The 22,990-nt window shown below is 63.7% G+C and carries 27 protein-coding genes and 1 pseudogene; 16 read left to right on the top strand and 12 right to left on the bottom strand.

What is annotated here, in order from left to right; all coding sequences use genetic code 11:
- Window positions 1-23: 23 nt before the first annotated feature.
- Complete coding sequence (locus RBH26_RS00920) at window positions 24-650, bottom strand: universal stress protein (RefSeq protein ID WP_306755944.1); 627 nt, start codon at window positions 648-650, stop codon at window positions 24-26.
- 228 nt (window positions 651-878) lie between these two features.
- On the opposite strand from RBH26_RS00920, the gene RBH26_RS00915 reads away from it, so the two are divergent.
- The 4 genes from RBH26_RS00915 to RBH26_RS00900 all read left to right on the top strand — a co-directional run bounded on the left by RBH26_RS00915 (window position 879) and on the right by RBH26_RS00900 (window position 5,081).
- Window positions 879-1,892 (top strand): thiamine pyrophosphate-dependent dehydrogenase E1 component subunit alpha, encoded by a 1,014-nt coding sequence (locus tag RBH26_RS00915; RefSeq protein WP_306756307.1) that lies wholly within the window; start codon window positions 879-881, stop codon window positions 1,890-1,892.
- Window positions 1,892-2,917, top strand: coding sequence for an alpha-ketoacid dehydrogenase subunit beta (locus RBH26_RS00910; RefSeq protein WP_306755943.1), 1,026 nt, complete (start codon window positions 1,892-1,894; stop codon window positions 2,915-2,917). Before RBH26_RS00915 ends, RBH26_RS00910 begins: the two co-directional genes overlap by 1 nt.
- Window positions 2,914-3,177 (top strand): lipoyl domain-containing protein, encoded by a 264-nt coding sequence (locus tag RBH26_RS00905; protein ID WP_306755942.1) that lies wholly within the window; start codon window positions 2,914-2,916, stop codon window positions 3,175-3,177. The genes RBH26_RS00910 and RBH26_RS00905 overlap by 4 nt, the downstream gene beginning before the upstream one ends.
- A 320-nt stretch (window positions 3,178-3,497) precedes the next feature.
- On the top strand, window positions 3,498-5,081 hold the full coding sequence (locus tag RBH26_RS00900) for a long-chain fatty acid--CoA ligase (protein ID WP_306755940.1): 1,584 nt from the start codon (window positions 3,498-3,500) through the stop codon (window positions 5,079-5,081).
- 26 nt (window positions 5,082-5,107) lie between these two features.
- On the opposite strand, the gene RBH26_RS00895 is transcribed toward RBH26_RS00900, so the two are convergent.
- From RBH26_RS00895 to RBH26_RS00880, 4 genes are all read right to left on the bottom strand, one after another.
- Window positions 5,108-5,563, bottom strand: a complete 456-nt coding sequence (locus RBH26_RS00895) for a dCTP deaminase (RefSeq protein ID WP_306755939.1) — start codon at window positions 5,561-5,563, stop codon at window positions 5,108-5,110.
- Window positions 5,564-5,721: 158 nt separating this feature from the next.
- The gene (locus tag RBH26_RS00890) at window positions 5,722-6,096 is read right to left on the bottom strand and encodes a cupin domain-containing protein (protein WP_306755938.1); all 375 of its coding nucleotides are present in this window, start codon (window positions 6,094-6,096) and stop codon (window positions 5,722-5,724) included.
- Between the two features lie 84 nt (window positions 6,097-6,180).
- The gene (locus RBH26_RS00885) at window positions 6,181-6,312 is read right to left on the bottom strand and encodes a rubrerythrin-like domain-containing protein (RefSeq protein ID WP_306755937.1); all 132 of its coding nucleotides are present in this window, start codon (window positions 6,310-6,312) and stop codon (window positions 6,181-6,183) included.
- 82 nt (window positions 6,313-6,394) lie between these two features.
- Window positions 6,395-7,615, bottom strand: a complete 1,221-nt coding sequence (locus tag RBH26_RS00880) for an MFS transporter (protein ID WP_306755936.1) — start codon at window positions 7,613-7,615, stop codon at window positions 6,395-6,397.
- A 220-nt stretch (window positions 7,616-7,835) separates the two neighbouring features.
- On the opposite strand from RBH26_RS00880, the gene RBH26_RS00875 reads away from it, so the two are divergent.
- Entirely contained in the window at window positions 7,836-8,018 is a 183-nt protein-coding gene (locus RBH26_RS00875; protein ID WP_306755935.1) for a hypothetical protein, read from the top strand.
- A 113-nt stretch (window positions 8,019-8,131) separates the two neighbouring features.
- Here RBH26_RS00875 and RBH26_RS00870 read toward each other — a convergent pair.
- The 3 genes and pseudogenes from RBH26_RS00870 to RBH26_RS00860 form a co-directional block, all read right to left on the bottom strand.
- Window positions 8,132-9,476 (bottom strand): annotated as a pseudogene (locus RBH26_RS00870) (transposase).
- 111 nt (window positions 9,477-9,587) lie between these two features.
- A complete protein-coding gene (locus tag RBH26_RS00865; protein WP_306755932.1) occupies window positions 9,588-9,725 on the bottom strand; it encodes a hypothetical protein in 138 nt (45 codons plus the stop codon).
- Between the two features lie 108 nt (window positions 9,726-9,833).
- Window positions 9,834-10,298: a hypothetical protein gene (locus RBH26_RS00860; protein ID WP_306755930.1), complete on the bottom strand. Its 465-nt coding sequence runs from the start codon at window positions 10,296-10,298 to the stop codon at window positions 9,834-9,836.
- A gap of 143 nt (window positions 10,299-10,441) precedes the next feature.
- Here RBH26_RS00860 and RBH26_RS00855 point away from each other — a divergent pair, with 143 nt between their 5' ends.
- The 3 genes from RBH26_RS00855 (at window position 10,442) to RBH26_RS00845 (ending at window position 11,990) form a co-directional block, all read left to right on the top strand.
- Window positions 10,442-10,831 carry an SHOCT domain-containing protein gene (locus RBH26_RS00855; protein ID WP_306755929.1) on the top strand — a complete coding sequence of 130 codons (390 nt, stop codon included), beginning with the start codon at window positions 10,442-10,444 and terminating at the stop codon, window positions 10,829-10,831.
- A 69-nt stretch (window positions 10,832-10,900) separates the two neighbouring features.
- Window positions 10,901-11,680: an HAD-IIA family hydrolase gene (locus tag RBH26_RS00850; RefSeq protein WP_306755928.1), complete on the top strand. Its 780-nt coding sequence runs from the start codon at window positions 10,901-10,903 to the stop codon at window positions 11,678-11,680.
- A 73-nt stretch (window positions 11,681-11,753) separates the two neighbouring features.
- Window positions 11,754-11,990 (top strand): glycine zipper 2TM domain-containing protein, encoded by a 237-nt coding sequence (locus tag RBH26_RS00845; RefSeq protein WP_306755927.1) that lies wholly within the window; start codon window positions 11,754-11,756, stop codon window positions 11,988-11,990.
- Between the two features lie 14 nt (window positions 11,991-12,004).
- On the opposite strand, the gene RBH26_RS00840 is transcribed toward RBH26_RS00845, so the two are convergent.
- The gene (locus RBH26_RS00840) at window positions 12,005-12,448 is read right to left on the bottom strand and encodes an acyl-CoA thioesterase (protein ID WP_306755926.1); all 444 of its coding nucleotides are present in this window, start codon (window positions 12,446-12,448) and stop codon (window positions 12,005-12,007) included.
- 150 nt (window positions 12,449-12,598) lie between these two features.
- Here RBH26_RS00840 and RBH26_RS00835 point away from each other — a divergent pair, with 150 nt between their 5' ends.
- From RBH26_RS00835 to purM, 3 genes are all read left to right on the top strand, one after another.
- On the top strand, window positions 12,599-14,365 hold the full coding sequence (locus RBH26_RS00835) for a TraB/GumN family protein (RefSeq protein WP_306755925.1): 1,767 nt from the start codon (window positions 12,599-12,601) through the stop codon (window positions 14,363-14,365).
- The gene (locus RBH26_RS00830) at window positions 14,362-15,018 is read left to right on the top strand and encodes a metalloprotease (protein ID WP_306755924.1); all 657 of its coding nucleotides are present in this window, start codon (window positions 14,362-14,364) and stop codon (window positions 15,016-15,018) included. Before RBH26_RS00835 ends, RBH26_RS00830 begins: the two co-directional genes overlap by 4 nt.
- A 201-nt stretch (window positions 15,019-15,219) precedes the next feature.
- Window positions 15,220-16,212, top strand: a complete 993-nt coding sequence (purM, locus tag RBH26_RS00825; protein WP_306755923.1) for a phosphoribosylformylglycinamidine cyclo-ligase — start codon at window positions 15,220-15,222, stop codon at window positions 16,210-16,212.
- A gap of 136 nt (window positions 16,213-16,348) precedes the next feature.
- Here purM and RBH26_RS00820 read toward each other — a convergent pair whose 3' ends face one another.
- On the bottom strand, window positions 16,349-16,771 hold the full coding sequence (locus tag RBH26_RS00820; RefSeq protein ID WP_306755921.1) for a universal stress protein: 423 nt from the start codon (window positions 16,769-16,771) through the stop codon (window positions 16,349-16,351).
- A 130-nt stretch (window positions 16,772-16,901) separates the two neighbouring features.
- Window positions 16,902-17,441, bottom strand: a complete 540-nt coding sequence (locus RBH26_RS00815) for a macro domain-containing protein (protein WP_306755920.1) — start codon at window positions 17,439-17,441, stop codon at window positions 16,902-16,904.
- A 119-nt stretch (window positions 17,442-17,560) separates the two neighbouring features.
- On the opposite strand from RBH26_RS00815, the gene RBH26_RS00810 reads away from it, so the two are divergent.
- Both RBH26_RS00810 and RBH26_RS00805 read left to right on the top strand, forming a co-directional pair.
- Window positions 17,561-17,737, top strand: a complete 177-nt coding sequence (locus tag RBH26_RS00810) for a hypothetical protein (RefSeq protein ID WP_306755919.1) — start codon at window positions 17,561-17,563, stop codon at window positions 17,735-17,737.
- A gap of 175 nt (window positions 17,738-17,912) precedes the next feature.
- Entirely contained in the window at window positions 17,913-18,305 is a 393-nt protein-coding gene (locus RBH26_RS00805) for a hypothetical protein (RefSeq protein ID WP_306755917.1), read from the top strand.
- Window positions 18,306-18,412: 107 nt separating this feature from the next.
- Here the strand turns inward: RBH26_RS00805 and dpsA are convergent, their stop codons facing one another.
- Window positions 18,413-18,958: a DNA starvation/stationary phase protection protein DpsA gene (gene dpsA / locus RBH26_RS00800; protein WP_306755916.1), complete on the bottom strand. Its 546-nt coding sequence runs from the start codon at window positions 18,956-18,958 to the stop codon at window positions 18,413-18,415.
- A 204-nt stretch (window positions 18,959-19,162) separates the two neighbouring features.
- Between dpsA and RBH26_RS00795 the strand changes: the two genes are divergently transcribed.
- From RBH26_RS00795 to RBH26_RS00785, 3 genes are all read left to right on the top strand, one after another.
- Window positions 19,163-20,632 carry an aldehyde dehydrogenase family protein gene (locus tag RBH26_RS00795; protein WP_306755914.1) on the top strand — a complete coding sequence of 490 codons (1,470 nt, stop codon included), beginning with the start codon at window positions 19,163-19,165 and terminating at the stop codon, window positions 20,630-20,632.
- A gap of 96 nt (window positions 20,633-20,728) precedes the next feature.
- Window positions 20,729-21,748, top strand: a complete 1,020-nt coding sequence (locus RBH26_RS00790; RefSeq protein ID WP_306755913.1) for a carbohydrate kinase — start codon at window positions 20,729-20,731, stop codon at window positions 21,746-21,748.
- Window positions 21,749-21,814: 66 nt separating this feature from the next.
- The gene (locus RBH26_RS00785; RefSeq protein ID WP_306755912.1) at window positions 21,815-22,981 is read left to right on the top strand and encodes a YhjD/YihY/BrkB family envelope integrity protein; all 1,167 of its coding nucleotides are present in this window, start codon (window positions 21,815-21,817) and stop codon (window positions 22,979-22,981) included.
- Window positions 22,982-22,990 lie beyond the last annotated feature (9 nt).

Here is a 22,990-nt window from a genome sequence, read left to right as displayed (position 1 = left end):
TTGCCGGCGTTATGACGTCAGAGCTACTCGTTCCGTCTCGCGATCCGTGCCTCGCCGGAGAGCGCATCGACGTGGACGTGGACGGATCCCGACTCGGTCTCGAGGGGAACGATCCAGGACGCGCTGGTCCGATGTGGGGCCTCGAGGACGGTGGGCTCGTCCGCCGTAATCGACTTCTCCTCGGCGGCGACTGCCTCGCGAGCGATCCGTTCGGCCTCGTCGGCGTCCCCGATCCGAACGTCCTCGGTCAGTCGAACGGTCACGACCGGCGTGTCGGCCATGCGGACGACGCGTTCGGTGACGCTGCCGACCAGCACGCGGTCGAGGCCGGTCCGGCCCTGTGTCCCCATGACGATCATATCGACGTCGTGGTCGTCGGCGTACGCGAGGATCTCCTCGTGGGGGATGCCCTGTTCGATCGCCGTTTCGGAGTCGACGCCGTTCTGCGCGGCTTCGGTTTCGATTCGCTCGACTGCACGGTGGGCGGCGTCGATCGCCGCGTCGCTTTGAAGCGTTCCGAGTGGGCCTTCCGGGACGACCGACAGCGCGTGGATCGTCGCATCGAACTGCTCGGCGATCGCCAGCCCGTGACTGATCGATCGTCGCGTCCCGTCGCTCCCGTCCGTCGGAACGAGCACGTCCAGATACATTCTATCGAACGTTAGGAGCACGAACGTATATAGCCTCGAGGCCTACTATCGTGGCTTCATTCGGGCTGCTGTCCGTCGGTTCTGATGCGAGTCGGACGGGTCGCGTTCGCGTCGGGGCATCGCTACAGTAGCCCGTCTCAGCTCTACTGCCATGGGGCGTAGCTATTTTGCCGTTCGTCGCATCAGCCTTACAGGCATAGTATGGTATCTGGTAACGAGTTACAGGAAATGTACGAGACGATGGTGACGGCCCGTCACTACGAAGAGCGACTGCAAGAGGAGTATCTGGTCGGGAAACAGCCCGCCTTCGATATCTCCGCTGGCCCGATTCCGGGCGAGTTACACCTCGCAGCGGGCCACGAGGCCTCCGGCGCGGGCGTCTGTCAACACCTGCGCGATGACGATACGGTGACGGCGCCACACCGACCCCACCACATCGCCATCGCGAAAGGCGTCGACCTGAAGCGGATGACCGCCGAGATCTTCGGCCGTGAGAGCGGACCCAGCAAGGGGAAAGGCGGCCACATGCACCTCTTCGATCCCGACGTCAACTTCGCGTGTAGCGGGATCATCGCCGAGGGCTGTCCGCCCGCAGTCGGTGCCGGACTGGCCGCGAAAAAACAAAACACCGACAGCGTCGCAGTGGCGTTCCTCGGAGAGGGCGCGATCGACCAGGGCGCGTTCCTCGAGTCGCTGAACCTGGCGGCCGTCCAGAACCTGCCCGTCGTCTTCGTCGTCGAGGACAACGACTGGGCGATCAGCATGCCCAAAGACCGTATCACGGACGTCGAGAACGGTGCACGGCGTGCCGACGGGTTCGACATGCCGGGAACGCGCGTCGACGCCGACGACGCCGTCGCCGTCTACGAGGCCGCAAGAGAGGCCATCGGTCGTGCTCGAGACAGGAACGGCCCCTCGCTGCTCGAGGTACAGGTCCACCGGCGAATGGGCCATTTCATGGGCGACCCCGAGGCGTACCGTCCGGCGGAAGATCAGGAAGCGGCCGAACAACGGGATTCGATCGAACGCCTCGAGTCGGAGCTGCGTGCCCACGGCGTCGACGACGAGACGATCGAGGAGCTGCGCGACCGGGCCCGCGAGCGCGTCGAGGAGGCGATCGAGTGGGCCACAGAACAGCCCGAGCCGGAGCCGGACGACGCCTACGAGGACGTGTTCGTGAATCCCCCGTCGGGCGTGACCGACAGCGAACCGTCTCTCGCTGAGACCGGCGGTGACGACTGATGGCCCAACAGGAACCACAGCAGACGGAGCGATCGCTGACGATGAGCCGGGCGATGGTCGAGGCGATCGCTCACGAGATGCGCGAGGACGACGACGTCTTCTATATGGGCGAGGACGTCGCCGACTACGGCGGCATCTTCGACAGCACCGAGGGGCTGCTCGAGGAGTTCGGCTACGATCGGATCATGGACGTCCCCATCAGCGAGACGGCCTATCTCGGCGCAGCCGTCGGCGCGGCCCAGGCCGGAATGCGTCCGATTGCGGAGCTCATGTTCGTCGATTTCTTCGGCGTCGCTATGGACCAGATCTACAACCAGATGGCCAAGAATACCTACATGAGCGGCGCCAGCGTGAGCGTTCCGATGGTACTGACGACGGCGGTCGGTGGGACCTACAACGACGCCGCCCAACACTCCCAGACGCTTTACGGAACGTTTGCACACCTGCCGGGGATGAAAGTCGTCGTGCCGTCGACCGCCTACGACGCGAAGGGGCTGATGCACAACGCCATCCGCGACGACGATCCGGTCGTCTACATGTTCCACAAACGGCTGATGGGAATCGGCTGGATGCCCGCACCCGAGGGGCCAAAGACCGGCGTTCCCGAAGACGAGTACACGATCCCCTTCGGCAGCGCCGACGTCAAACGCGAGGGATCGGACGTGACTGTCGTCACGCTCGGCCTCCACGTCCACCGGGCGCTCGAGGCTGCCGAGTCACTCACAGCGGACGGGATCGACGCCGAAGTCATCGACCTGCGGACACTCGTGCCACTCGACACCGAGACCGTCCGAGAGTCCGTCTCGAAGACAGGACGGCTAGTCGTCGTCGACGAGGACTACCAGTCATACGGCGTCACCGGAGAGATCGTTGCGAGCGTGGCCGAAGACGGCCTGGGTGATCTCGAGGCCGTCGAACGGGTCGCCCTTCCGGACGTTCCGATCCCGTATGCACGACCGATGGAGGACGAGGTCATTCCGGGCGTCGAGGACATCGAAACCGCCGTTCGAAACGCAAACGAATGACTGCAACCGACGACCGCGTCGCCGTCGAGACCGGTGACGTCTGGCCGGCGGACACGGACGAGGACGAGGGTGTCGTCGTCAACTGGTTTCTGAGCGAAGGGAGCCGCGTCGAGGCGGGCGACGATCTCTGTGAGTTCCAGGTCGAGAAGGTAAGCGTCGACGTTCCGGCACCCGAAAGCGGGACGCTCGACGAGATCGCCCTCGAGGAAGACGACGAGTTCGAGCGAGGCGACGTCCTCGCCTGGATCGATCCGTCGTGATCGCGTTCGACGAACACACCCACACCACTGCCACCGACCGAAACGAGGAACCGACTGATACTGCCGGACAGCAGTCAGTAACACGTCGGTCGCGAACTCGCGGCCGTCACCCGCGGGACGGCCGCAGTCGCGCGACCGATCGGTGAATCGTGCTGTCCGGCAGTATGAGGATACGGACAGCCTCGGGCGTACCGTCCGCGAGGAGCGGTTGCTCTCTCGTATGCACCAGACCATCGCGAACTGACCCAAGGGGCTGCGGAACCGCCGACCCGCCTCTTGCCAATCTTTTTGAAAAGGTGTGTGAATATACTACATAGATCATGGCGAACATTGTCACCAGCCTCGAGGCTGCAGTCGAAGACCACGGCGAGAACACCGCGATCGAGTTTCAAGGGGCCCAGACGAGCTACGAGGAGTTTTGGGGGCAGACCGGCGCGTTCGCCGCCGCCCTCGAGGAGCGGGGGCTGGGGGTCGACGATCGAGTCGCGCTCTATCTGCCGAACGTCCCGCCGTTTCTGATCGGGTTCCACGGAACGCTGCGTGCAGGCGGGGTCGTCGTCCCAATGAATCCCCAGTACAAAGCCCGCGAGATCGGCCACCTGCTCGCCGACAGCGAGGCCAAGGTGGTCGTGACGCTGGCCGATCTGGTCCCGTTCGTCCAGGAGGTACGCGACGAAACGGCCGTCGAGCACGTCGTCAGCGTCGGTGGCGAGGCCGACGGCGCCACCGAGTTCGAGGCGTTTCTCGAGCCAGGAGATCCCGAAATCGCCGATCGTGGCGACGACGACGTCGCGGTCCAACCCTACACGTCCGGTACGACCGGCCAGCCGAAAGGCGTCCAGCTCACTCACCGAAACCTCGTCTCGAACGCCGGCGCCGCAGCACAGCTGGCTCCCGACGGGATCGGACCGGACGATCGGTCTCTCGGCGTGTTGCCGCTGTTTCACATCTACGGGATGACCGTCGTGATGAACGCGACGCTGTTCAACGGCGGGGCGTTCTATCCGATGCCGAAGTGGGACGCCCAGGACGCCCTCTCGCTCATCGAGGACGAGGACCTGACCATCATGCACGGCGTTCCCGCGATGTACAACGACATCATCAACCAACCCAACGCCGAGGAGTTCGATCTTTCCTCACTGCGTCTCTGTGGCGTCGGCGGATCGGGCATCCCCGTCGAGGTACTCAGAACGTTCGAAGAGCTCTACGACGCGACGATCTACGAAGGGTACGGGCTGACCGAAACGAGCCCGATCACTCACTTCAACAGCCCGGACGAAGGCCGTCGCGTCGGGAGCATCGGCACGACCCTCCCAGGAATCGACGCGAAGGTCGTCGACGAGTCCTTCGAGGCCGTCGACCCGATCGAAGAGGGGCCGGTCGACGAAGACGAGGCGGACCTCCACGAGATCACCGGCGAGATCGTCGTCTCCGGGCCGAACGTGATGAAAGGGTACTACGAGCTGCCCGGGGCCAACGAGGAGGCGTTCACCGAGGAAGGGGACACACGCTGGTTCCACACCGGCGACATCGGGTATCACGACGAAGACGGCTTCTTCTACGTCGTCGATCGCGAGAAACATATGATCGTCACGGGCGGCTACAACGTCTACCCGCGCGAAGTCGAGGAGTTGCTCTTCGAACACGAGGCCGTCGCCGACGCCGCCGTTGCAGGTATTCCCGACGAACGGCGTGGCGAGACGATAAAGGCCTTTATCGTTCCCACTTCCGACGCCGACGTTACGGAAGACGAGATCAAAGAGTACTGTCTGACCAATCTCGCGGAGTACAAACACCCCCGTGAGGTCGAGTTCGTCGAGGAACTCCCTCGAACGACGACGGGGAAGGTCCAGAAGTTCAAACTCCGCGAAGAAGACGACGAGACGGCAGAAGAAGCCGATTGACGTCGATGACCGCCGTCTCCGACGGCTCACTCGGAGCGTGTCGGTGACGAACCGAGCGGAATCAGCGTCGATACCCGCGCGTTCTCCTTGATCTGTAGGCCACCGTCGGCGACGGTCAACGGAATCAGCGGCAAGTGTGAGGCGACCAGCATCGAGGGGTGGGAGCCGCCCCGAGCCAGCAACTCGTTTCGCGGCTGGAGCTGTACTGGCTCCTCGAGGTCGGTCAGGAACTCGTTGTGCTGGAGGACGTACTGGCCGCCCTCGAGGTCCCACCAGCCGTAGTCGTCGTCCGGATTCCGGAGCTCGGTAGCCACCGGTTCGAGGTCGGCGTCCTCGAGTTCGTCGCCACCGAAGTCGAGTCGGCCGGGGGCGGCGACCTCGTAGATCGCGCTGACGGTGAGATCGATCCCGTGCTCGTGGACCTGTACCGGTTCGTACACGAGGTTGTCGACGACCTCGGCGATCGGATTCTCGGCGGACATTTCGGTTGAACTGATGATTTCGAGGTGCAAAAAACGTGCCCTCGAGGGTACAGCAGTCCGTATGAACTGTCGGTCGCGACGTCGTGGCTCTCATCCGCGGGGACGGCCGCAGTCGAGCGCTCGATCTCCAATCGTGCTGACAGTATATCCGCGCGGGCCTACTCGGCCTCGTCCTCGAGGATACCGTCGTCGTCGACGTTAGGGGCACCGATCGCCAGTATGCGGCTCTCCTCGACGGCCCGGAGCTGGCGCCACGACTCCGGCGGGACGACCAGAAAGTCGTGTTTCGTCAGTTCGACGACGTCGCGGTCGTCGCCGCGCTCGATGGTGACGTCGACGGTCCCCTCGAGGACGACGTACAGCTCCTCCTGTTGCTCCTGGCGGTGGTAGGCGTTTTCCTCGCCTTTCTCGTAGTGCCAGACGCTTGGACGCAACTGCTCGGGCTGGAGCTCGAGTCCGACCGGGAGCAACGTCGGTGCTTCCCCCTCGAGGTCTCGGGGCTCGACGGCGTCGAGATCGGTCTGTGAATACATACGGCGGGCTACCACGAACGGGCGCAAAAAAACCGATGTCGTCGTTTGCAGCCGACCGGCCGTCGGTTGTGTCGTTCGACGGGATCACTCGCTAATCAGTTCGACGTTTCGCATCTCGCCCCCGCATCGTCGGCAGGTGCTGACGAGCGCGTCCGCGACCGTCTCACGGCGGCCACAGGCGACACACTCGTACTCGAGTGGCTCGGCGAATGCCATGTGTTAACGCATTCTTCCTGGCGTGTTAACTCTTTCCACGGTAAATCGATGTGCTCGTGGCTACGTTAGCGTGAAAATCACCTCACTCGAGAGTCCAGAGCAACGCGCCGAGGACCGTCGCGGCAGTGATCGACGCCGCGAGGAGGCCGAACGCAGGCTGGAAGCCGGCGACGTCGGAGACCACGCCGACGATGGCCGGCGCGACCGCACCGGCGCCCATCAGCAGCGTCCGGACGACGCCAAGGCCGCCGCCGGCGACCTCGTCGGGGATCGCCGACATGAGATACGCACCCCTTACCGGTCGGAAGCCGTGGGAACCGATCCCGACGGCGATCAATGCGGCGCCGAGGACGACCGGACCGACGACACCAGTTAGTACGATAAAGACGATCAACGCGACCGAGGCCAGACCGAGCGTGCCGACGATAAGCGGGAGTCGACCCACTCGATCGCTGAGATCGCCGGTCGCGAGTTGCACTAAGCTCGCGAGAAACAGCGCGCTGTAGAGCAGTCCGGCGGCCGCGTCGGTCAGACCCGCTTCCTGTGTGAGATACAGCGGCGCGAACGCGACGAACCCATTGTAGGTGAACGAGAACAGCACCGTCAGGAGCGCGAAGACCGAGAACCGCCAGTCACGGAACAGGGTCGTGTACTGCCCGAGATCGATCGCAGAGGCGGCGCTGGTGGCGGCGTCGCCCTCCGTTGCGCTCGGAACGCGTTTCGGGACACGCAGCCGGAAGGCGACGGCAAGCGAGAGACCGACGAGACCGGCGACGAGGAAGATTACCCGCCAGCTCGCACCCAGCGCGTAGGAGACGCCCGTGACGGCGACGATTGCCGCCGGCGCAACCACGCCGCCGAAGGTACCGAACGTATCGAAAACACCCAGCGCTCGGCCCGTCCGCGAGGGGTAGGCGTGGGATAAGAGCCGAACGGCGACGGTCTTGTGGGCGCCGGTGCCGGCACCTATGACGAGCATCGCGACGACGAGGACGAAAAACGGCGACTCGACGAGCAACGCGAGTGCGGCGACCCCGGCGACGACTGCGCCCGCAGTGATGACGCCGACCGACCCGAACCGATCCGCGAGCACGCCCGAAGGAAACTGCATGAGCGCGTAGACGAGCATAAAGCCAGTGTAGGCGGTGCCGAGCACGGCGTTCGAAACGCCGTAACTCATCTGAAACGAGTCGAAAAGCGGCGGGAACGCGTACCGGAGGAATTTTGCGAGAAACCAGATCGCAGCCGTCACTACGAGCACGTCGTAGTGGGTGAGCCGCTTGGCCGACTCTCGAAGCGACATCCGGGTCCATCGAGGCGGTCAGGCACCAACCGACGAATACCCTCCGGTTCGATAGCGGTCGACTCGAGACGGTCCCGCTCGAGTGGATTCGTGGTTGCCCGAGCGGTGTTCCTCGATGGACAGGGTCGCCAAAGAATATAAGGGTGATTATACCACATATGATTGTAATATATCCTAGCCGACTACGTTTATCTGGGAGGTTCCAGTAGAGTAGGGTACAATGGCAGTCAACACGACGACGAACTGGTCCGACCCGATCGCCTGTCCGTTCTGTGGCGACGAGTTGGCGTCCCCCGGCGCGGGGTTCGTCGATCACATCGACGAGAACGCCGACTGTGCGGCCGAGTTCGACCACTGGCGGAACAACATCGCTGGTGATATCTCCGGGGAGTGGTCGGGGTAGGCAACTCGTCCTCGAGAACTGAATCGCCATCTCGCCGCGGACTGGAGTCGCGGCTGTCGGTCGCTCCAGTGTGCGGTATCGAACGCAGGAAAGTGGGGTCGAACGGTGTGTCGTCAGCTACCAACGGCTGAAGCCGTTGGCTTGTCGGTGGACTCCTGTTCTGCCGACACGTAGGCGTCGGACGCCACGTCAGTAGCGTTCACGATCATTGTCCCCGACTTCAGGGCGTACTGACAGAACGCCCCTCCAACAGGGGACTTCTGCCCTTGCTGGAGTTTGAGTGCGAGTTTCCGGGCAACGTTTTTCGCCGTCGCAAAGTCGCTACGCGACTTTGCTGCCCGTCGGATGTAATCCGACGACTGCGTTGTAGTCGGCGTTTGCCGAGTACGAACAGTCGAGACACGTGAAGTGCTGGCCGTCACGATTCTCTTCGAGCGTACAGCCACACTTCGAGCATTGCTGACTGGTATAGGACGGTTCGACTGTTTCGACCACGATACCAGCCAGTTCCGCCTTGTGTTCGGTCTGTTCTTGCAGTTCGCGGAACGCCCACTGCTGGAACTTCTTGTCGTCGCTGATACGCTCTCGGATCTGCTCCAAGTCCTCGAAGGCGATGTGCGTACAGCCGTGGCGCTTGGCTTCCGCGACGATCTCTTTGGAACACCGATGAAGGTAGTCTTCGCTCCAGCGACCGAACCTGTCGCCAATGCGCTGGAACGTCAGATGGGCGTTCCGTGTTCCAGTCTGTTGGAGGCTGGCCCGTCGTTTTTCGAATTCGCGGCGTTGATGGTTGAGATAGTCAGCGTTGCCGACGAACCTGCCCGTAGAGGTCACTGCAATGTGGTCATCAACGTTGCAGTCCACGCCAAGCACGTTCGAATGCTCGGCTTTCTCAGGACGTTCAACGTCGAGTTCTCGTTCCATTGCAGCGTGCAGGTAGAACTCGTCGGCTTCGCTGTCGTAATGGACGGTGCTGGTCGAAAATGAGTAGTCGTCGTTCAGCAGATACTCACCGTGTGGTGTATCGTCCGGGTCGTCGGGTAGGTCGTAGTCGCATTCGACTCTGCCGTTGACGGTGGCGAGACTGACTTTGTCTCGGTAGTAGGTCGCTGCCCGCTTGTCGTAGACGATGCTGAACGTGTCGTACTCTGGCTTACTGGTGTTCTCACCGTCAGCAAGCCGGTCAACGCAGTTGTCGATGTCGTCGGTGGCGCGTTTGATCGCCTTCTGGACGGGGTTCGCGTGCAGGTAGTCTGTTTCTTCACGAAGGTCGTCGTAGATGGCGTCTTCGGCTTCGTTCTTGCTGGTTACGCAGTCCTCGTCGGGGTAGCGCCACGCCCAGTCTGCGGTGCGGTTCGCGCAGTACTGGAATTTGTCGTTGGTGGCGTGGAGGTCACTCTTGCGGTCGTCGGGCACGTCGAGACGGACGCGAACCGTTCGAGTCACCTCCCACGCCATGTATATCACAGTAATGGTTACTTTTTATTAATATTTTGTATAGCGTTGGGGGAGTCGGCAATGCTGTGGTCGGTGGATTGCTTCGCGGAGCGTATGCGCTTCCTCCCACCGCTAAAGCCGGTGGGCTTCCGCGCTGTTACCGCTGTGACTGCGATGAGGACGGCCTGGCCGTAGGCCGGACTCGGTCTCGTCCTGGTAGACGAACGCGAGGTTCTCGGCCTCGTACTGAATCGATTCGGACTCGCTCATAGTCGACCCCGTCCGGAGATACATCGAACTACGAGAAACTACGTTATCCCTGCGTTTGCCGGGTCGGGTATCGCTACGGTTTCGTCGGGAGACGACACGCTCGGGGTATCAGTCGAAATCCGGCAGATCCTCTGGGGGCTCGTACTCGGCCTCCCAATCGATGTACTCCTCTTTGAGGACGACTGAGACGATCTGACCGAACTCGGTCAACTCGGCGTTGATCGAGGAGACGGTTCCCCACGTGTCGAGTTCCGGATGGTACTCCCGGGCCTGCCAGTCCTCGGGGATTCCGGGCGCGTGGTAGCCGACTCTGTCGGCGAAGTCGTCCCAGAAGAAATCGAACCCCGCGAAGAGATCGAGATCGCGGGCGATCTCGTACTCGCGTTCCTCGAGATCGGTGTCGTCACGCCACTCTTCGAAGGCCTCCTCCCAGGCACCGTTCTCGAGGAACGCCTGGAGCTCTTCGCGGCGGTAGTCGACGTCACCCTCGGCGCTGATCGTCGCGTCGTCGTACTCGTTGGGATCGACGAAGTCCAGTTCCGGCGGCTCGGGGGGTTCGACCTCGAGTGTCATGACCGTACGTAGGGAGGGTTCGCGGATAAGAATTCCCACCGCCGTCTTCTCTTGCTCACTCACGCCGAGATCGATACCGACGAGCACGACCGTGTGGATGTCTCGATCCCTACAGTTATTCTTCCGGAGTCCGAACGTCGACTATGGGCAGTGAGAGCGAGGGACGGGCCTACAGCCTTACGGAGATCTTCGCCGTCAAGTTCGTCCTGGCCGACGTCCTGATCATCGCGGCCTTGTTGCTCGCCGGGCCGCTGTACGCGCTCGCGATCACTGCGCTGTTCGTCGTCAGCACCTTTCTGGTCTGGTCGCTGATGAAACGCTCGGAGGGTGGCGGGGACGAATCGGCGACCACCGCAAGCGAGGGGACGAACGCCGAACGCGATCCCGTCACCCAACTGCAGGAGCGATACGCTGCGGGCGAACTCTCCGATGCCGAGTTCGAGGCGAAACTCGAGCGACTCATCGAGTCCAACGAGCGGGCCGATGCCGCGGGGATCGACACGGAGGAGTTAGAACTCGAGCGTTCGAGGTGAGTCGGACGACAGTCTGGCCGACGCGATCGATCCCAACACTGAATCGCCGGCCCGCCCTAGAGCGCCACGATGACCGACTACGAGGCGGCGATCCTCGACGTCGACGGGACGATCGTCCGCGGTGAGGAACTCCTAGCGAACGTGGCCGACGGCCTTCACGCCCTCGACGACGCCGGTATCGACCGACTGCTCTTCTCGAACAATCCGACACGTGGCAGCGACTACTACGGGGCGAAACTCGAGCCACACGGGATCGACGTCGATCCGCAGTCAGTCCTCACTTCGGCGACGGTATCGGCTGCGTATCTCGCGCGGACTCATCCGAACGAGCGGGTGTATCTGATCGGCAACGAACGACTCGAAGCGATCCTCGAGGAAGCAGCCGTCGAGCTGACCGCCGATCCGACGACCGCGGACGTCGTCCTCGGCTCGTTCGATAGGGGCTTTTCCTACGGGACGCTCCAGGAGTCTCTACAGGCCCTCGAGAACGGGATCCCGTTCTACGGAACCGACCCAGACGTGACGATTCCAGTCGACGGCGGCCAGATCCCCGGAACGGGTGCGATCCTCGCTGCGATGGAAGCCGCCGCCGGTCGCGAACCCGACGCGATCCTCGGGAAACCGTCCTCGATCGCCGCGACGGCGGCGCTGGATCGCCTCGAAGCCGATCCCGAGCGGACGCTGGTCGTCGGCGACCGACTCGACACCGACATCGCCCTCGGCGAGCGGGCCGGGATGACGACCGCGCTCGTGTTGACCGGCGTCACGGATCGGACCGATATCGAAGCGGGCTCCGTCCAGCCCGATTACGTCCTCGAGTCGCTGGCCGACGTCGAGACACTCCTGTAGTAACACAGACCGGATCGCCGTAACGGACGTGTCGACAGACATATTTATCAATGACAGTCACGAACGTCGACGTATGAAAGAACGTCTCAAACACGTCCTGCGTCGAGCCCGGTACGCTGCGATCGGTGCGGCGATCGGGGCCGCGATCGGCTCGGTCTTCAGTCGAAACGCCGCGAGCACCGGCGGCGCGATCGGTGCGATGATCGGTGCCGTCGTCGCCGACACTCGCGACACCGCAACGGCCGCCCTCGAAGAGGCCAGAGAGAAGGAGTACGTGCCACTCTCGGGCGACGACTCGAGCGAGAACTGACCGAACGGTCCGTATCAGTCGCCGTTTTCTCCCTCGAGAGCGTCTTGCCGAAGCGCTTCGCCCGTCTCGCTGTTGACCGTTAGCTCCGGGACCGACGTCGGCGTGTTGTCGTCGTCGATCGCGACGTAGACGAAGTACGACTCGGTCGTCTGCTCTCGTTTGCGCGTCCGTAGATCTTCGCGCTCGACGATCAGTCGAACCTTCACGCTCGAGGCGCCGGCGTCGTAGACGTAGGCCGTGATGTAAGCCGTGTCGCCGACGTGAATCGGCTGTTCGAAGTTCATTCGGTTGACGCGGGCGGTGACACAGGTCTCGCCGGAGAACAACATCGCGGACATCGCTCCGACCTCGTCCATCCACTTCATTACGTTTCCGCCGTGGGCAACCTCGAGCATGTTCGCGTGGTTCGGTTGGACCATCTCGCGGTTTTCGACCAGCGTCTCCATCAGATCCGTCATCGACCGATCTTATCGAACGAGAGCAATCACTCTGTCGTCAACTGGACGACCATCGTGTTCTGATTGTCGATATATTCAATCGTAAACAGGACGGATTTATTATTTCTACAGTCCGATACTGGTAAAAGTCGTCGCCGAGTTGACCCGCTAATGAGCGATGCAGGCGACGCCGACGTGCCGGAGCCCCCAGAACCCCCCGGTGATGACCAGGGCTCCGTACACGTTCTCGGGACAGCACACGTCTCGCAGGCGAGCGTCGACGACGTCCACGAAACGATCGACCGCGAGGACCCCGACGTCGTCGCCGTCGAACTCGATGAGAGTCGGTACCGACAGATGCAGGGTGGTACGCCCGATGACATCGAGGCCAAAGACCTCCTCTCGGGCAACACCGTCTTCCAGTTTCTGGCCTACTGGATGCTTTCCTACGTCCAGTCGCGTCTCGGCGAGCGGTTCGACATCGAACCCGGTGCCGACATGCGCGCCGCCATCGAGGCCGCCGAACGCAACGGCAGCGGCGTCGCGCTCGTCGACCGCGACATCCAGGTGACGATCCAGCGATTCTGGAGTCGGCTCTCGGTTACCGAGAAGTTGAAGATGGTCGGCGGGCTCGCACTCGGGGCTACCGATCCGCGGACGATCGGCCTCACGCTCGGCGCCGTCACGGGAATCGTCCTCGGGTTCGTCTTCGCTGCCTTCCTCGCCCCACTGTTGGGGCTCGGTGAGCTCCTGTTGCTCGGGGTTACCGGTTCGACGACCCTACAGTACACCGGTGCTGTCGTCAGTGGCGCCATCGCCGGCGCCTTCGTCGGCGCACTCTTTCTCCCCTCGCTCGAGTCGATCGGCGGCTCGAGCGGGCCCGTCAGTGGCTTCTCGTTGCGGATCCTCGCCGGCGTCGGGCTCGGGATCGCCGGCTGTCTGGCGCTGCTGACGACGGGAACGTTCGTCGGACCGTTCTCGGCAGGAGCCTTCGAATCGGCCGGCACGTACGCGATCCGTGGGACGGTCGGTATCGTCGCCGGGCTCGGGGTCGGCGTCGCCGCCGGTGCGATCCTCGGACTGGTCCTCGGCAACGCCGGCAGCGATGTCGAGGAGATCGACGAGGTCGATATCGAGGAGATGACCGACGGTGACGTCGTCGCAGCGATGATGGAGGAGTTCCGCCAGTTCAGTCCGCGTGGGGCAAACGCCTTAATCGACGAACGCGACGCCTATATCGCGAACCACCTCCACCAGCTCCGCCAGCAGGGGTACGACGTCGTCGCCGTCGTCGGTGCCGGACACAAGGCTGGAATCGAACGTCACCTGCAAAACCCTGCCGAGATTCCGAGCCTCGAGTCGATCTCCGGGACGGCCTCGAGCCGTCGGTTCTCGCCGCTGAAGATCGTCGGCTATCTCGTCATGATCGCCTTCATCGGCTTTTTCTTCCTGTTGATCATGGCCGGCGTTCAAGACACCTTCCTGCTTCAGCTGTTCGGCGCGTGGTTCCTGTTCAACGGCCTCTTTGCGTTCACGCTGGCACGGCTGGCCGGCGCCCACTGGACGAGCGCAAGCGTCGGCGGCTCCGTCGCGTGGCTGACCAGCATCAATCCGCTGTTGGCTCCGGGCTGGTTCGCCGGGTACGTCGAGCTCAAACACCGACCGGTCAACGTCCGCGACATCCAGACGCTAAACGAGATCATCGGAGATACCGACCGACCGGTCGACGAGGCCTTCTCGGAGATGTTCGACGTGCCGCTGTTCCGGCTGATCATGATCGTCGCCCTGACTAACATCGGCAGCATGATCGCGACGTTCCTGTTTTTCATCGTCGTGATTCCGTGGCTGGCGCCGGAGATCGGCGGCGTCGACGCGCTGTTTACCGAGCTGTGGCGTGGCGCCGAGAACACGCTTGAACTACTCCGGGGGCTGGCATGAGCACGCGAACCCGTCGGCGGTCGGAGCCGGAGCTCTCTTTCAGCGACAAGGAGCTGTTCGACCTCGCGTTAGCGTGGATCACGCTTTCGGTCGCGTTCGCACTCCTGTTGGCGCCGATCCACCGCGGACTGGCGACGCCGCTCGATTTCGGGCTGATGGTGGCACTGAGCTTCGTCACTGTCGGCGTCGCGTTCCTGTTGCACGAACTCGCACACAAGGTCGTCGCGATCGAGTACGGCCAGATCGCCGAGTTCCGTGCCGACTATCAGATGCTGTTTCTGGCGATCATGAGCGCGCTGATTGGCTTCCTCTTTGCCGCACCTGGCGCCGTCTATCACCAGGGTCGGATCACGAAACGGGAGAACGGCCACATTGCGCTTGCCGGGCCGGTGACGAACCACCTGCTCGCGCTCCTGTTTCTCCCGCTGTTGCTGTTCAGCGGCCAGCCCGGGCTCGCCGGCTTCCTCGGCGCGATCGGGCATATGGGCGTGCTCATCAACCTCTTCCTCGCTGCGTTCAACATGATCCCGTTTGGCCCTCTCGACGGGAAATCGGTGCTCGAGTGGAGCAAGCCGGTCTTCGGGGCCGTCTTCGGCGTGAGCCTGGTCCTGCTGGCAGGGTTCATCTGGGTCTTCGGCATCTGGCCGTGGTGACCCTGTCGGACAGCAGTCAGTGACCCGTCGGTCGCGGACTCGCGGCCGTCACCGCCGGCAACGGCCGCAGTCGGGCGACCGACCGGTGAATCGTGCTGTCCGACAGTATGAGCCATGCCGGCTCACGTCGCCGCGTTCGTCTCCGTGCCGTGGGACCGGCGGACCGGTGACCTTTTGCTCGCCCCGGGAGGTCGTTCAGACATGACCGACCGATCGGACGACTCCGAAGCGGAACGGCTCACCTACGCCGACACCGGCGTCGACATCGAAGCCAGCGAAGATGCGACCGCAGCGCTGCTCGAGGCCTTCGGCAGCGATCTGATGACCGAGTACGCAGGGCTGATGGACATCGGCGACCGATACCTGGCGCTTGCCACCGACGGCGTCGGGACCAAACTGCTCGTCGCGGAGGCCATCGAGGACTTCTCGACGATCGGCATCGACTGCATCGCGATGAACGTCAACGACCTCGTCGCCGCGGGCGTCGAACCCGTCGGCTTCGTCGACTATCTCGCGATCGACGAACCGGACGAGGGACAGACCAACGAGATCGGCGAAGGGCTCGCCGTCGGCCTCGAGGAAGCCGATCTAACGATGCTCGGCGGCGAGACGGCTGTCATGCCCGAGGTCGTCAAGGGGTTCGACCTCGCAGGCACCTGCGTCGGGCTGGCCGAGAAAGACGCGGTCTTCGAGGGCGAAGCCGAGGTCGGTGACGTCCTCGTTGGCTTTGCCTCGAACGGCATCCACTCGAACGGGCTGACGCTGGCCCGCGAGGCCGCCACCCGGAATCACGATTACACCGACCCGTTCCCGGGCGACGAGGACCGCACGATCGGCGAGGAACTGCTCCGACCGACCCGGATCTACACGGACCTGCTCGAGCCGATGCGAGCCCACGGCGTCCGCGCGGCGGCCCACATTACGGGCGGTGGCTGGACCAACTTACTACGGATGGGCGACCACGAGTACGTCATCGAGGACCCGTTCCCGGCCCAGCCGATCTTCGAGTTCGTCCAGGAGGAGGGCAACGTGACCGACGAGGAGATGCACCGGACGTTCAACATGGGAACCGGCTTCGTCGTCGCCGTCCCCGAAGATCGTGCGGACGACCTCGTCGCTGCTACCGACGGACGGATCATCGGCCACGTCGAGACAGGAGACACAGTCGAGATCCGCGGGCTCTCACTGTCCTGATACGGACTGCTGTAACTATGTCCCGCCGATCGCCAGGACGGGGTCAGCGATCGGCGGTCAGTGACGACAGGAGACCGTATGAACGTATCGACGCTCGAGAAGTCCTTCGGCCCGACCGCGAGACGGTCGGTCCCGTTCAGACCGCCTGCACCGGAATCTCGGCCTGACGGATAACCCGCTCGGCGACACTACCCAGTGGCGTCCGTCGGTCGTCTGTCGCACCCCGGCGGCCCATCACGATCAAGTCGGCGTCTTCCCGGTCTGCGTGGGCGATGATCTCCTCCCACGGGAGGCCGCGACAACACTCACACGCTACCTCGAGGTCGCGCTCGCGGGCTCGGTCGGCGATCCCCTCGAGCATGTCGAGGGCGTCGTCTTCGACTTTCTCGTGTTCGGCCTCGACGCTGCCAAGCGCCGGCGGTCGTCCGTGGCGTCGTTCGTCGACGACGTAGAGACAGACCACCGACGCATCGTGTTGTGCTGCGAGGTTCAACCCGTGTTCGACGCCGCGGGCCGCCTGTTCGCTTCCGTCCGTCGGAACGAGGATCGTATCGTACATCTCTTTTCACTCGAGTGATGCTCCCACGGCCCACGAAGTAAAACTAGGACTGGTTCTCAGCGAGGGGGAACTCCCCCGAGACGGCATACGACGGATCGTCGCCATCGCGTCGAGGACTCGTCGCGGTCGGTTAACGGTCGGCCTCGCTCTCTTCAGCCATCCCCGAGCGTTCGGCCGTGTCGGTGGCTGCGCGGAGCGTGTCGTACTCCTCGTCGCTGTAGGCGATAACCCGGACGTCCTCGAGGGTGTCGGGGTCGTACTCGCGGATCTCGCCGGCGATGATCTCGGCGCCATCGGCGAGGTCGAAGCCGGCGACGCCACAGCCCAGTGCTGGGATCACGAGCGACCGACAGCCGAGATCGTCGGCTTCCTCGAGTGTGTTGCGGGTCGCGTTCCGGATGCTTGCTGCGGTCGCCTCTCCGTCTCCGTAGTGGGGCATCGCCGCGGCGTGGATGACGTAGTCGGCATCGAGGTCGTAGGCGTCGGTGACCGCGACCTCGCCGAGTTCGACCGGCCCCTTCTCCATCGCCGCCTCGTTGAGCTGCTCGCCGGCACCCCGTCTGAGCGCGCCGGCGACGCCCGACCCCATCCGGAGACTCGTTCCGGCGGCGTTGACGAGCGCGTCGGCGGACTGTGCAGCGATGTCGCCCTGGACGACGTCGAACTTCATACGTGTCAGTAGCACCTCGAGCAGATTGAAAGTAGTCCCAGAGCGGGAGCTCGTTTCCGATCCCGAGAACTTAGGCCGACCAAAAACCTTTTAGAATTAGGTGCACCTAACTCTACGTGATGACCGCACCCGCCCGCAGGCAGGATCCCGAACGCAGTGACGATTCCGAGGAGCCCGAAGCGCCGGCGGCGGTCGTGACCAGTCACGAAACCCGCCCCGGAAACGTCGTCTTCACCGAACGCGGCAACACCGACGGCTGGATCGCTACCGATCACACCGTCGACCTCGTTCGCTGAACCCGCTTCGACTCTCGTAGACGGTCTACGTCCGTCCTACCGGCCCCAGCGAGGCTACGCTGTGCCGGATTCGCGTCCTCTCCTCGTGACTCCCGTCTCGTCGGTTTCGTCTCGAGACGACGCTTCCGGAACGCATACCTGTGAGCAGACAGAATTTCACCATGAAGTCACGACTATGCACGTTCCTCGAGACGCGCTGTTGAAGGGGATCCTCGCCTCGAGTGCCTTCTTTCTCGTGACAGGCGTCGTCACCGGACTGGTTCCGACGCCGGTGTTCGAGCGGATGGTGCCGCGAACCGTACTCGACTACACGTTTCTCGTCCTCACGTCGCTTCTCGCCGGCGTCTACGTCGTTCAACGAGCCACGACCACCGACTGTTCTGGCGATCGTTGTGCCTACGGCGGTGCGGTCGGTGGCTTTCTGGCCGTCGCGTGTCCACACTGTAACGCCATCCTCATCGCCCTCTTTAGCACGTCGTGGCTGGCGACTTACGTCGATCCGATCCGACCGCTGTTCGGTCTCGTTGCCGTTGCGCTGTTCGTCGGAATCATCTACCGTCGGCGCTGAGACGGCTCTCGTCGAGAACGGCACTCGAGAACGTCGGCTGTGACGAAGAACGCGAAAAAAACGATCCCGCTGTCGACCGCGTCGTGACGACGTCGCCGGTCGGTGCGTTACTTCGTGGCCTCTTCGAGCACGAGGGTGTCGTCCTCGAGGTAGTGCTCGAAGTGGTGTGCGTCTTCTTCGACCGTTACGAGGATATCGCGGAGGATCTCCGAAGTCGCGTGGTCACCGAGGTTCTCCGCGAGTTCGATGCTGTCGCGCATCGACTCGATGATGTCGCCGTACATCTCGAGGTCGTTCTGGAACATCGTACGGACGTCGTAGACGTCCTCGCCTTCGAACTCGACGGTAGCACGGTCCTCGAGGTTGCGCGGTCCCGAGACCGGGACGCCGCCAAGCGCCTGGGCGCGCTCGGCGATGACGTCGGCGCCTTCCTCGACGTGTTCGTAGGCCTCTTCTAGGAACTCGTGGAGCGGCAGGAACTCAGCGCCCTCGACGACCCAGTGGTGTTTCTTGAGCTGGTGGTACAGGACGTAGGCGTTTGCAAGCTCCGTGTTCAGTGCCTCGACGATCTGCTCGGCCTTTTCCTGCTCGAACCGAAGCTCGTTCTCTTCGACGACGTCGGCCGATTGACGGACGGTCTTCTGGGTGCTCATTGTGTTTTGACACTACGCGCGCATCCCACTTAAAGCTTCCCCATGACAAAATATTTTTTCCGGAAGGGGAAACAACTGTTTTCGGTTTACCCGCCATATTTTGGCTTGTCTCTGTTTACCACGCGAGAACTGTCGTCACTCGACGTAATGTTGTTTTTTCGAGGGTGAGTAAATATTTTCACCATGGACGTTCAAGAGGTGGGTATGGCAACGAGAGCCGCACAGCGGAGAGAGCGGATATACGTCGACGGGGAGTGGCTCGAGACCGAGAACGCGATTTCGGTTTCGGATCTTGCCGACGGCGGCACGTTCGCGCAGGTGACCGCTGCAGACCCGGCCACAGCACACGCCGCGCTCGAGGCGGCCCACGAGATCAAACCCCGAATGCGGGAGACGACGGTCGTCGAGCGCGCCCAGTGGTGTGAGACGATCGCCGAGGACCTGCGCGAGCGCGAGGAGGAACTCGCGGAGGTCATCGTCCGCGAGGCCGGTAAACCGATCTCCTCGGCCCGCGGCGAGGTCACGCAGGCCGCCGAGCGGTTCGATCGCGCGGCCGAAGAGGCCCGCAACATCGTCAGCAAAGGCGAGTTCCGAGAGGGATCGACCGAGGGTCACGAGGGGTGGCAGGCGATCGTCAAACACGAGCCGATCGGCGCGGTGCTTTGCATTACGCCCTACAACTATCCACTTGCGACGACGGCATTACAGGTTGCCCCTGCACTCGCTGCCGGCAACAGCGTCCTGCTCAAACCCGCCAGCAAGACGCCTATCTCGGCGGCGATCCTCGCGGACGTCGTCAGCGAGGTCGAGGGAATCCCCGAGGGCGCGTTCAACTTCGTTCCCGGCGACGCCAGCGAGATCGGCGACGTCCTCGCCGGCGACGACCGCGTCAACGCGATCGCGATGACCGGTTCGTCGGGTGCCGGGAAACACGTCGCCCGCGAGAGCGGCATGGTCAACCTCCACATGGAACTGGGCGGTAACGCGCCGGCGATCGTCTTCGAGGACGCCGATCTGACCGACGTCGCGGGCAACTGTGCCAAGGGCTCGTTCAAGTACGCCGGCCAGCGCTGTTCGGCCGTCTCGCGCGTTCTCGCCCACGAGTCAGTCCACGACGACCTCGTCGACCTGATCGACGGCCAGATGGACGCCTGGCAGCCCGGTGACCTCTTCGAGGAAGACACCACCGTCGGCCCACTAATCAGCGAAGACCAGGCCGACTGGGTCGAGACGCTCGTCACTGACGCCGTCGAGAAGGGCGCCGACCTCGTCCGCGGAGGTGAACGACGCGCCCCCGACGGAGTCACCGACGACCTCGAGTCGCAGTTTTTCGAACCGACGCTGCTGGCGGACGTTCCCCACGACGCCCGTATCGTCGACGAAGAGCAGTTCGGCCCCATCGCCGCCATCACTCCCTTCGAGGACGAGCAAGCGGCCCTCGAGATCGCCAACGGCTCCGATCTGGCGCTCGACGCTGCCGTCTTCACGAACGACTACAAGCGCGCGATGCGCGTCGCCGAGCGCGTCGACGCCGGCGCCGTTCGCATCAACGGCGCGCCGAGCCACGGTATGGGCGACGTCCCGTTCGGCGGCAACAAGGACTCGGGCATCGGCCGCGAGGGACTCGACGCTTCGATCCACGAGATGATGCGAACGAAGAGCATCGTCCTCTGATACGGACTGCTGTACCGATCTCCTGCCGGTCGCCGACCGCCTCTCGAGACGCTCGACACAGGTAGGTCTAACACGCCGGCGGTCGGATCCGCGTGTATGTCCCACGATGTGCTCGTCGCTGGCGAAACGCTGATCGACTTCCTTCCCGAACGACCGGGGCCGCTCGAGGACGTTCCGGGCTTCGATCGCCGACCCGGCGGGGCACCGGCGAACGTCGCCGTCGCCCTCACGCGCCTCGAGCACACGCCGCTGTTCTGGACACGCGTCGGCGACGATCCCTTCGGTCGTTACCTCGAGACGACGCTCGCCGACACGGGACTTCCCCATCAGTTCGTTTATCGTGACCCTGACGCGAGGACGACGCTGGCGTTTGTCACCCACGACGAGACCGGCGACCGGGAGTTTACCTTCTACCGCGACGGGACCGCAGACACCCGCCTCGAGCCCGGGCGGATCGACGGCGACACGCTCGCCGGCCTCGAGTGGGTCCACGTCGGCGGCGTCACCCTGGCCGATGGACGGGCCCAAGAGGCGACGCTCGATCTACTCGAGCGCGCGTCCGCGGCGGGCTGTACGACCTCGTTCGATCCGAACTACCGACCGGAGCTGTGGCCCGACGCGTCGGCGTTCGCCGAGGTCGGCCGCGACGCGTTGGCCCACGTCGACGTCTGTAAGGCGACCGTCGGCGAACTCGAGCGACTGGGCTTCGACGGCAGGGCGGACGACGTGTCGGCGGCGGAGTCGATCGCTCGAGACGTCCTCGATGCCGGCGACGGCCCACATACCGTGTTCGTCACCCGCGGGAGCGAGGGCGCGCTGGCGGCCGCCTCCGAGTGTGCGTCGTGGGCCGACACCGACACCGACACCGACACGACTCCGACCGTCGCGAGCCACCCCGGGTTCGACGTCGACGTCGTCGACACGACTGGTGCGGGCGACGCGTTCGTCGCCGGCACGATCGCCGCGTTGCGCGACGGCCGCTCGCTCGAGGAAACCCTCACGTTCGCGAGCGCTGTCGCCGCGACGGCCACGACGGACGCGGGCGCGATGGCGGCCCTGCCGACCCGACGGGCGGTCGAATCGATGCTCGAGGAGCGGTCGACGACGGAGTCGTAGCGGAATCGGTCGACTCGGGTGCTGCAAGCCGGTAGGCTATCGTGGTTCGATCACGTTTTGTTATCTATGTCAACTGACCTGCGGGACGGCCTCTCGTTTGGGAAGTCGGTCGTCGACGGCATCTCGGAGAAGAACGTGCCGTTTATGGCTGCGAGCATCGCCTATCAGGCGTTTATCTCCCTGCTGCCGTTGCTCGTGCTCGTCTTCTTTTTAGTCACGATCGTCGGCGACGAGACGTTCGCCCAGCAGGTCACGGAGACGACCGAAGGGGTCCTCCCCGAGAGCGGGCAACTGCTCGTCGAGGAGTCACTCGAGGATTCGCCTGCGACCGCGGGATCGACACTGATCGGGATCGTCGTCCTCGTCTGGGGCTCGCTAAAGATCTTTCGCGGGCTGGATACGGCGTTTTCGGAGATCTACGGCACGGCAAACGAGGGCTCGTTCGTCGACCAGCTCCGTGACGCGTTGATCGTCTTCGGTGCGATCGGCGGCGCACTCTTCGTGGCGGCTGCGATGGGCATCGTCTTTGCGTTCCTGCCGGACATTCCCGGTCTCGGGCTGGTACAGTCACTGCTGCTCGTCGCGTTGCTCACGCTCGCGTTCTACCCGATGTACTACTACTTCCCCGACGTGGGGACCTCCCGCCGCGAGGTCGTCCCCGGCGTCGTGCTCGCGGCCGTCGGCTGGATGGCACTGCAGTCGCTGTTTCGCGTCTACGTGGGCTTTGCCGCCGAATCGGAGGGGGCGGGCCCGGTGGGAGCGATCATCCTGTTGCTGACGTGGCTTTATTTCGGCGGCCTGATCTTGCTGTCCGGCGCCGTCGTCAACGCGGTTGGGACGGGCTACCTCGAGCCCGGAGCCGACGAGAAAGACGAGAGCGAGACGACCGACCCCATCGAGAAGTCGATCGCTGCCACCGATCGCGAGCCGTTCGTCGACGACGAACGTCGAAAGCGAGCGCGGCTTCGCGACCGCGCCGAGACGCTCGAGCGAGAGCGAGATCAGTTGCGCAACGACCTGCGGGCCCAACGCACCCGACGCTATCGTCTCGAGGACCGCGTCGACGAACTCGAGGCGACCGTCGACGACCTCGAGGCCGAGAACGAACGGCTGCGACGCGACCTCGAAGACGCCCGCCGTCGCGAGGACGAATCGGGCTGGAAGCGTGCGGGACGGACGATCCTAGGACACGTCCGGACGCTAAAGGTCGGAACCATCGAACGCCGGGAGTAGTCACAGAGC

Origin of the sequence: Natronolimnohabitans sp. A-GB9, assembly GCF_030848565.1 — an archaeon.
Taxonomy (GTDB): Archaea; Halobacteriota; Halobacteria; order Halobacteriales; family Natrialbaceae; genus Natronolimnohabitans.
The sequence above is the reverse complement of the archived record's forward strand: the minus strand, read 5'-3'. Positions and strand labels throughout refer to the sequence as shown.

What these genes read in the sequence shown, in the direction of transcription:
- RBH26_RS00790 (WP_306755913.1), top strand. Translation starts at nt 20,729, where the DNA reads ATGTCCCACGATGTGCTCGTCGCTGGCGAAACGCTGATCGACTTCCTT.
- RBH26_RS00885 (WP_306755937.1), bottom strand. Translation starts at nt 6,312, where the DNA reads ATGGCATTCGCCGAGCCACTCGAGTACGAGTGTGTCGCCTGTGGCCGC.
- RBH26_RS00890 (WP_306755938.1), bottom strand. Translation starts at nt 6,096, where the DNA reads ATGTATTCACAGACCGATCTCGACGCCGTCGAGCCCCGAGACCTCGAG.
- RBH26_RS00795 (WP_306755914.1), top strand. Translation starts at nt 19,163, where the DNA reads ATGGCAACGAGAGCCGCACAGCGGAGAGAGCGGATATACGTCGACGGG.
- RBH26_RS00820 (WP_306755921.1), bottom strand. Translation starts at nt 16,771, where the DNA reads ATGTACGATACGATCCTCGTTCCGACGGACGGAAGCGAACAGGCGGCC.
- RBH26_RS00830 (WP_306755924.1), top strand. Translation starts at nt 14,362, where the DNA reads ATGAGCACGCGAACCCGTCGGCGGTCGGAGCCGGAGCTCTCTTTCAGC.
- RBH26_RS00920 (WP_306755944.1), bottom strand. Translation starts at nt 650, where the DNA reads ATGTATCTGGACGTGCTCGTTCCGACGGACGGGAGCGACGGGACGCGA.
- RBH26_RS00895 (WP_306755939.1), bottom strand. Translation starts at nt 5,563, where the DNA reads ATGTCCGCCGAGAATCCGATCGCCGAGGTCGTCGACAACCTCGTGTAC.
- RBH26_RS00865 (WP_306755932.1), bottom strand. Translation starts at nt 9,725, where the DNA reads ATGAGCGAGTCCGAATCGATTCAGTACGAGGCCGAGAACCTCGCGTTC.
- dpsA (WP_306755916.1), bottom strand. Translation starts at nt 18,958, where the DNA reads ATGAGCACCCAGAAGACCGTCCGTCAATCGGCCGACGTCGTCGAAGAG.
- RBH26_RS00915 (WP_306756307.1), top strand. Translation starts at nt 879, where the DNA reads ATGTACGAGACGATGGTGACGGCCCGTCACTACGAAGAGCGACTGCAA.
- RBH26_RS00840 (WP_306755926.1), bottom strand. Translation starts at nt 12,448, where the DNA reads ATGACGGATCTGATGGAGACGCTGGTCGAAAACCGCGAGATGGTCCAA.
- RBH26_RS00805 (WP_306755917.1), top strand. Translation starts at nt 17,913, where the DNA reads ATGCACGTTCCTCGAGACGCGCTGTTGAAGGGGATCCTCGCCTCGAGT.
- RBH26_RS00815 (WP_306755920.1), bottom strand. Translation starts at nt 17,441, where the DNA reads ATGAAGTTCGACGTCGTCCAGGGCGACATCGCTGCACAGTCCGCCGAC.
- RBH26_RS00835 (WP_306755925.1), top strand. Translation starts at nt 12,599, where the DNA reads ATGAGCGATGCAGGCGACGCCGACGTGCCGGAGCCCCCAGAACCCCCC.
- RBH26_RS00860 (WP_306755930.1), bottom strand. Translation starts at nt 10,298, where the DNA reads ATGACACTCGAGGTCGAACCCCCCGAGCCGCCGGAACTGGACTTCGTC.
- RBH26_RS00855 (WP_306755929.1), top strand. Translation starts at nt 10,442, where the DNA reads ATGGGCAGTGAGAGCGAGGGACGGGCCTACAGCCTTACGGAGATCTTC.
- RBH26_RS00845 (WP_306755927.1), top strand. Translation starts at nt 11,754, where the DNA reads ATGAAAGAACGTCTCAAACACGTCCTGCGTCGAGCCCGGTACGCTGCG.
- RBH26_RS00850 (WP_306755928.1), top strand. Translation starts at nt 10,901, where the DNA reads ATGACCGACTACGAGGCGGCGATCCTCGACGTCGACGGGACGATCGTC.
- RBH26_RS00905 (WP_306755942.1), top strand. Translation starts at nt 2,914, where the DNA reads ATGACTGCAACCGACGACCGCGTCGCCGTCGAGACCGGTGACGTCTGG.
- RBH26_RS00875 (WP_306755935.1), top strand. Translation starts at nt 7,836, where the DNA reads ATGGCAGTCAACACGACGACGAACTGGTCCGACCCGATCGCCTGTCCG.
- RBH26_RS00900 (WP_306755940.1), top strand. Translation starts at nt 3,498, where the DNA reads ATGGCGAACATTGTCACCAGCCTCGAGGCTGCAGTCGAAGACCACGGC.
- RBH26_RS00810 (WP_306755919.1), top strand. Translation starts at nt 17,561, where the DNA reads ATGACCGCACCCGCCCGCAGGCAGGATCCCGAACGCAGTGACGATTCC.
- RBH26_RS00880 (WP_306755936.1), bottom strand. Translation starts at nt 7,615, where the DNA reads ATGTCGCTTCGAGAGTCGGCCAAGCGGCTCACCCACTACGACGTGCTC.
- RBH26_RS00785 (WP_306755912.1), top strand. Translation starts at nt 21,815, where the DNA reads ATGTCAACTGACCTGCGGGACGGCCTCTCGTTTGGGAAGTCGGTCGTC.
- purM (WP_306755923.1), top strand. Translation starts at nt 15,220, where the DNA reads ATGACCGACCGATCGGACGACTCCGAAGCGGAACGGCTCACCTACGCC.
- RBH26_RS00910 (WP_306755943.1), top strand. Translation starts at nt 1,892, where the DNA reads ATGGCCCAACAGGAACCACAGCAGACGGAGCGATCGCTGACGATGAGC.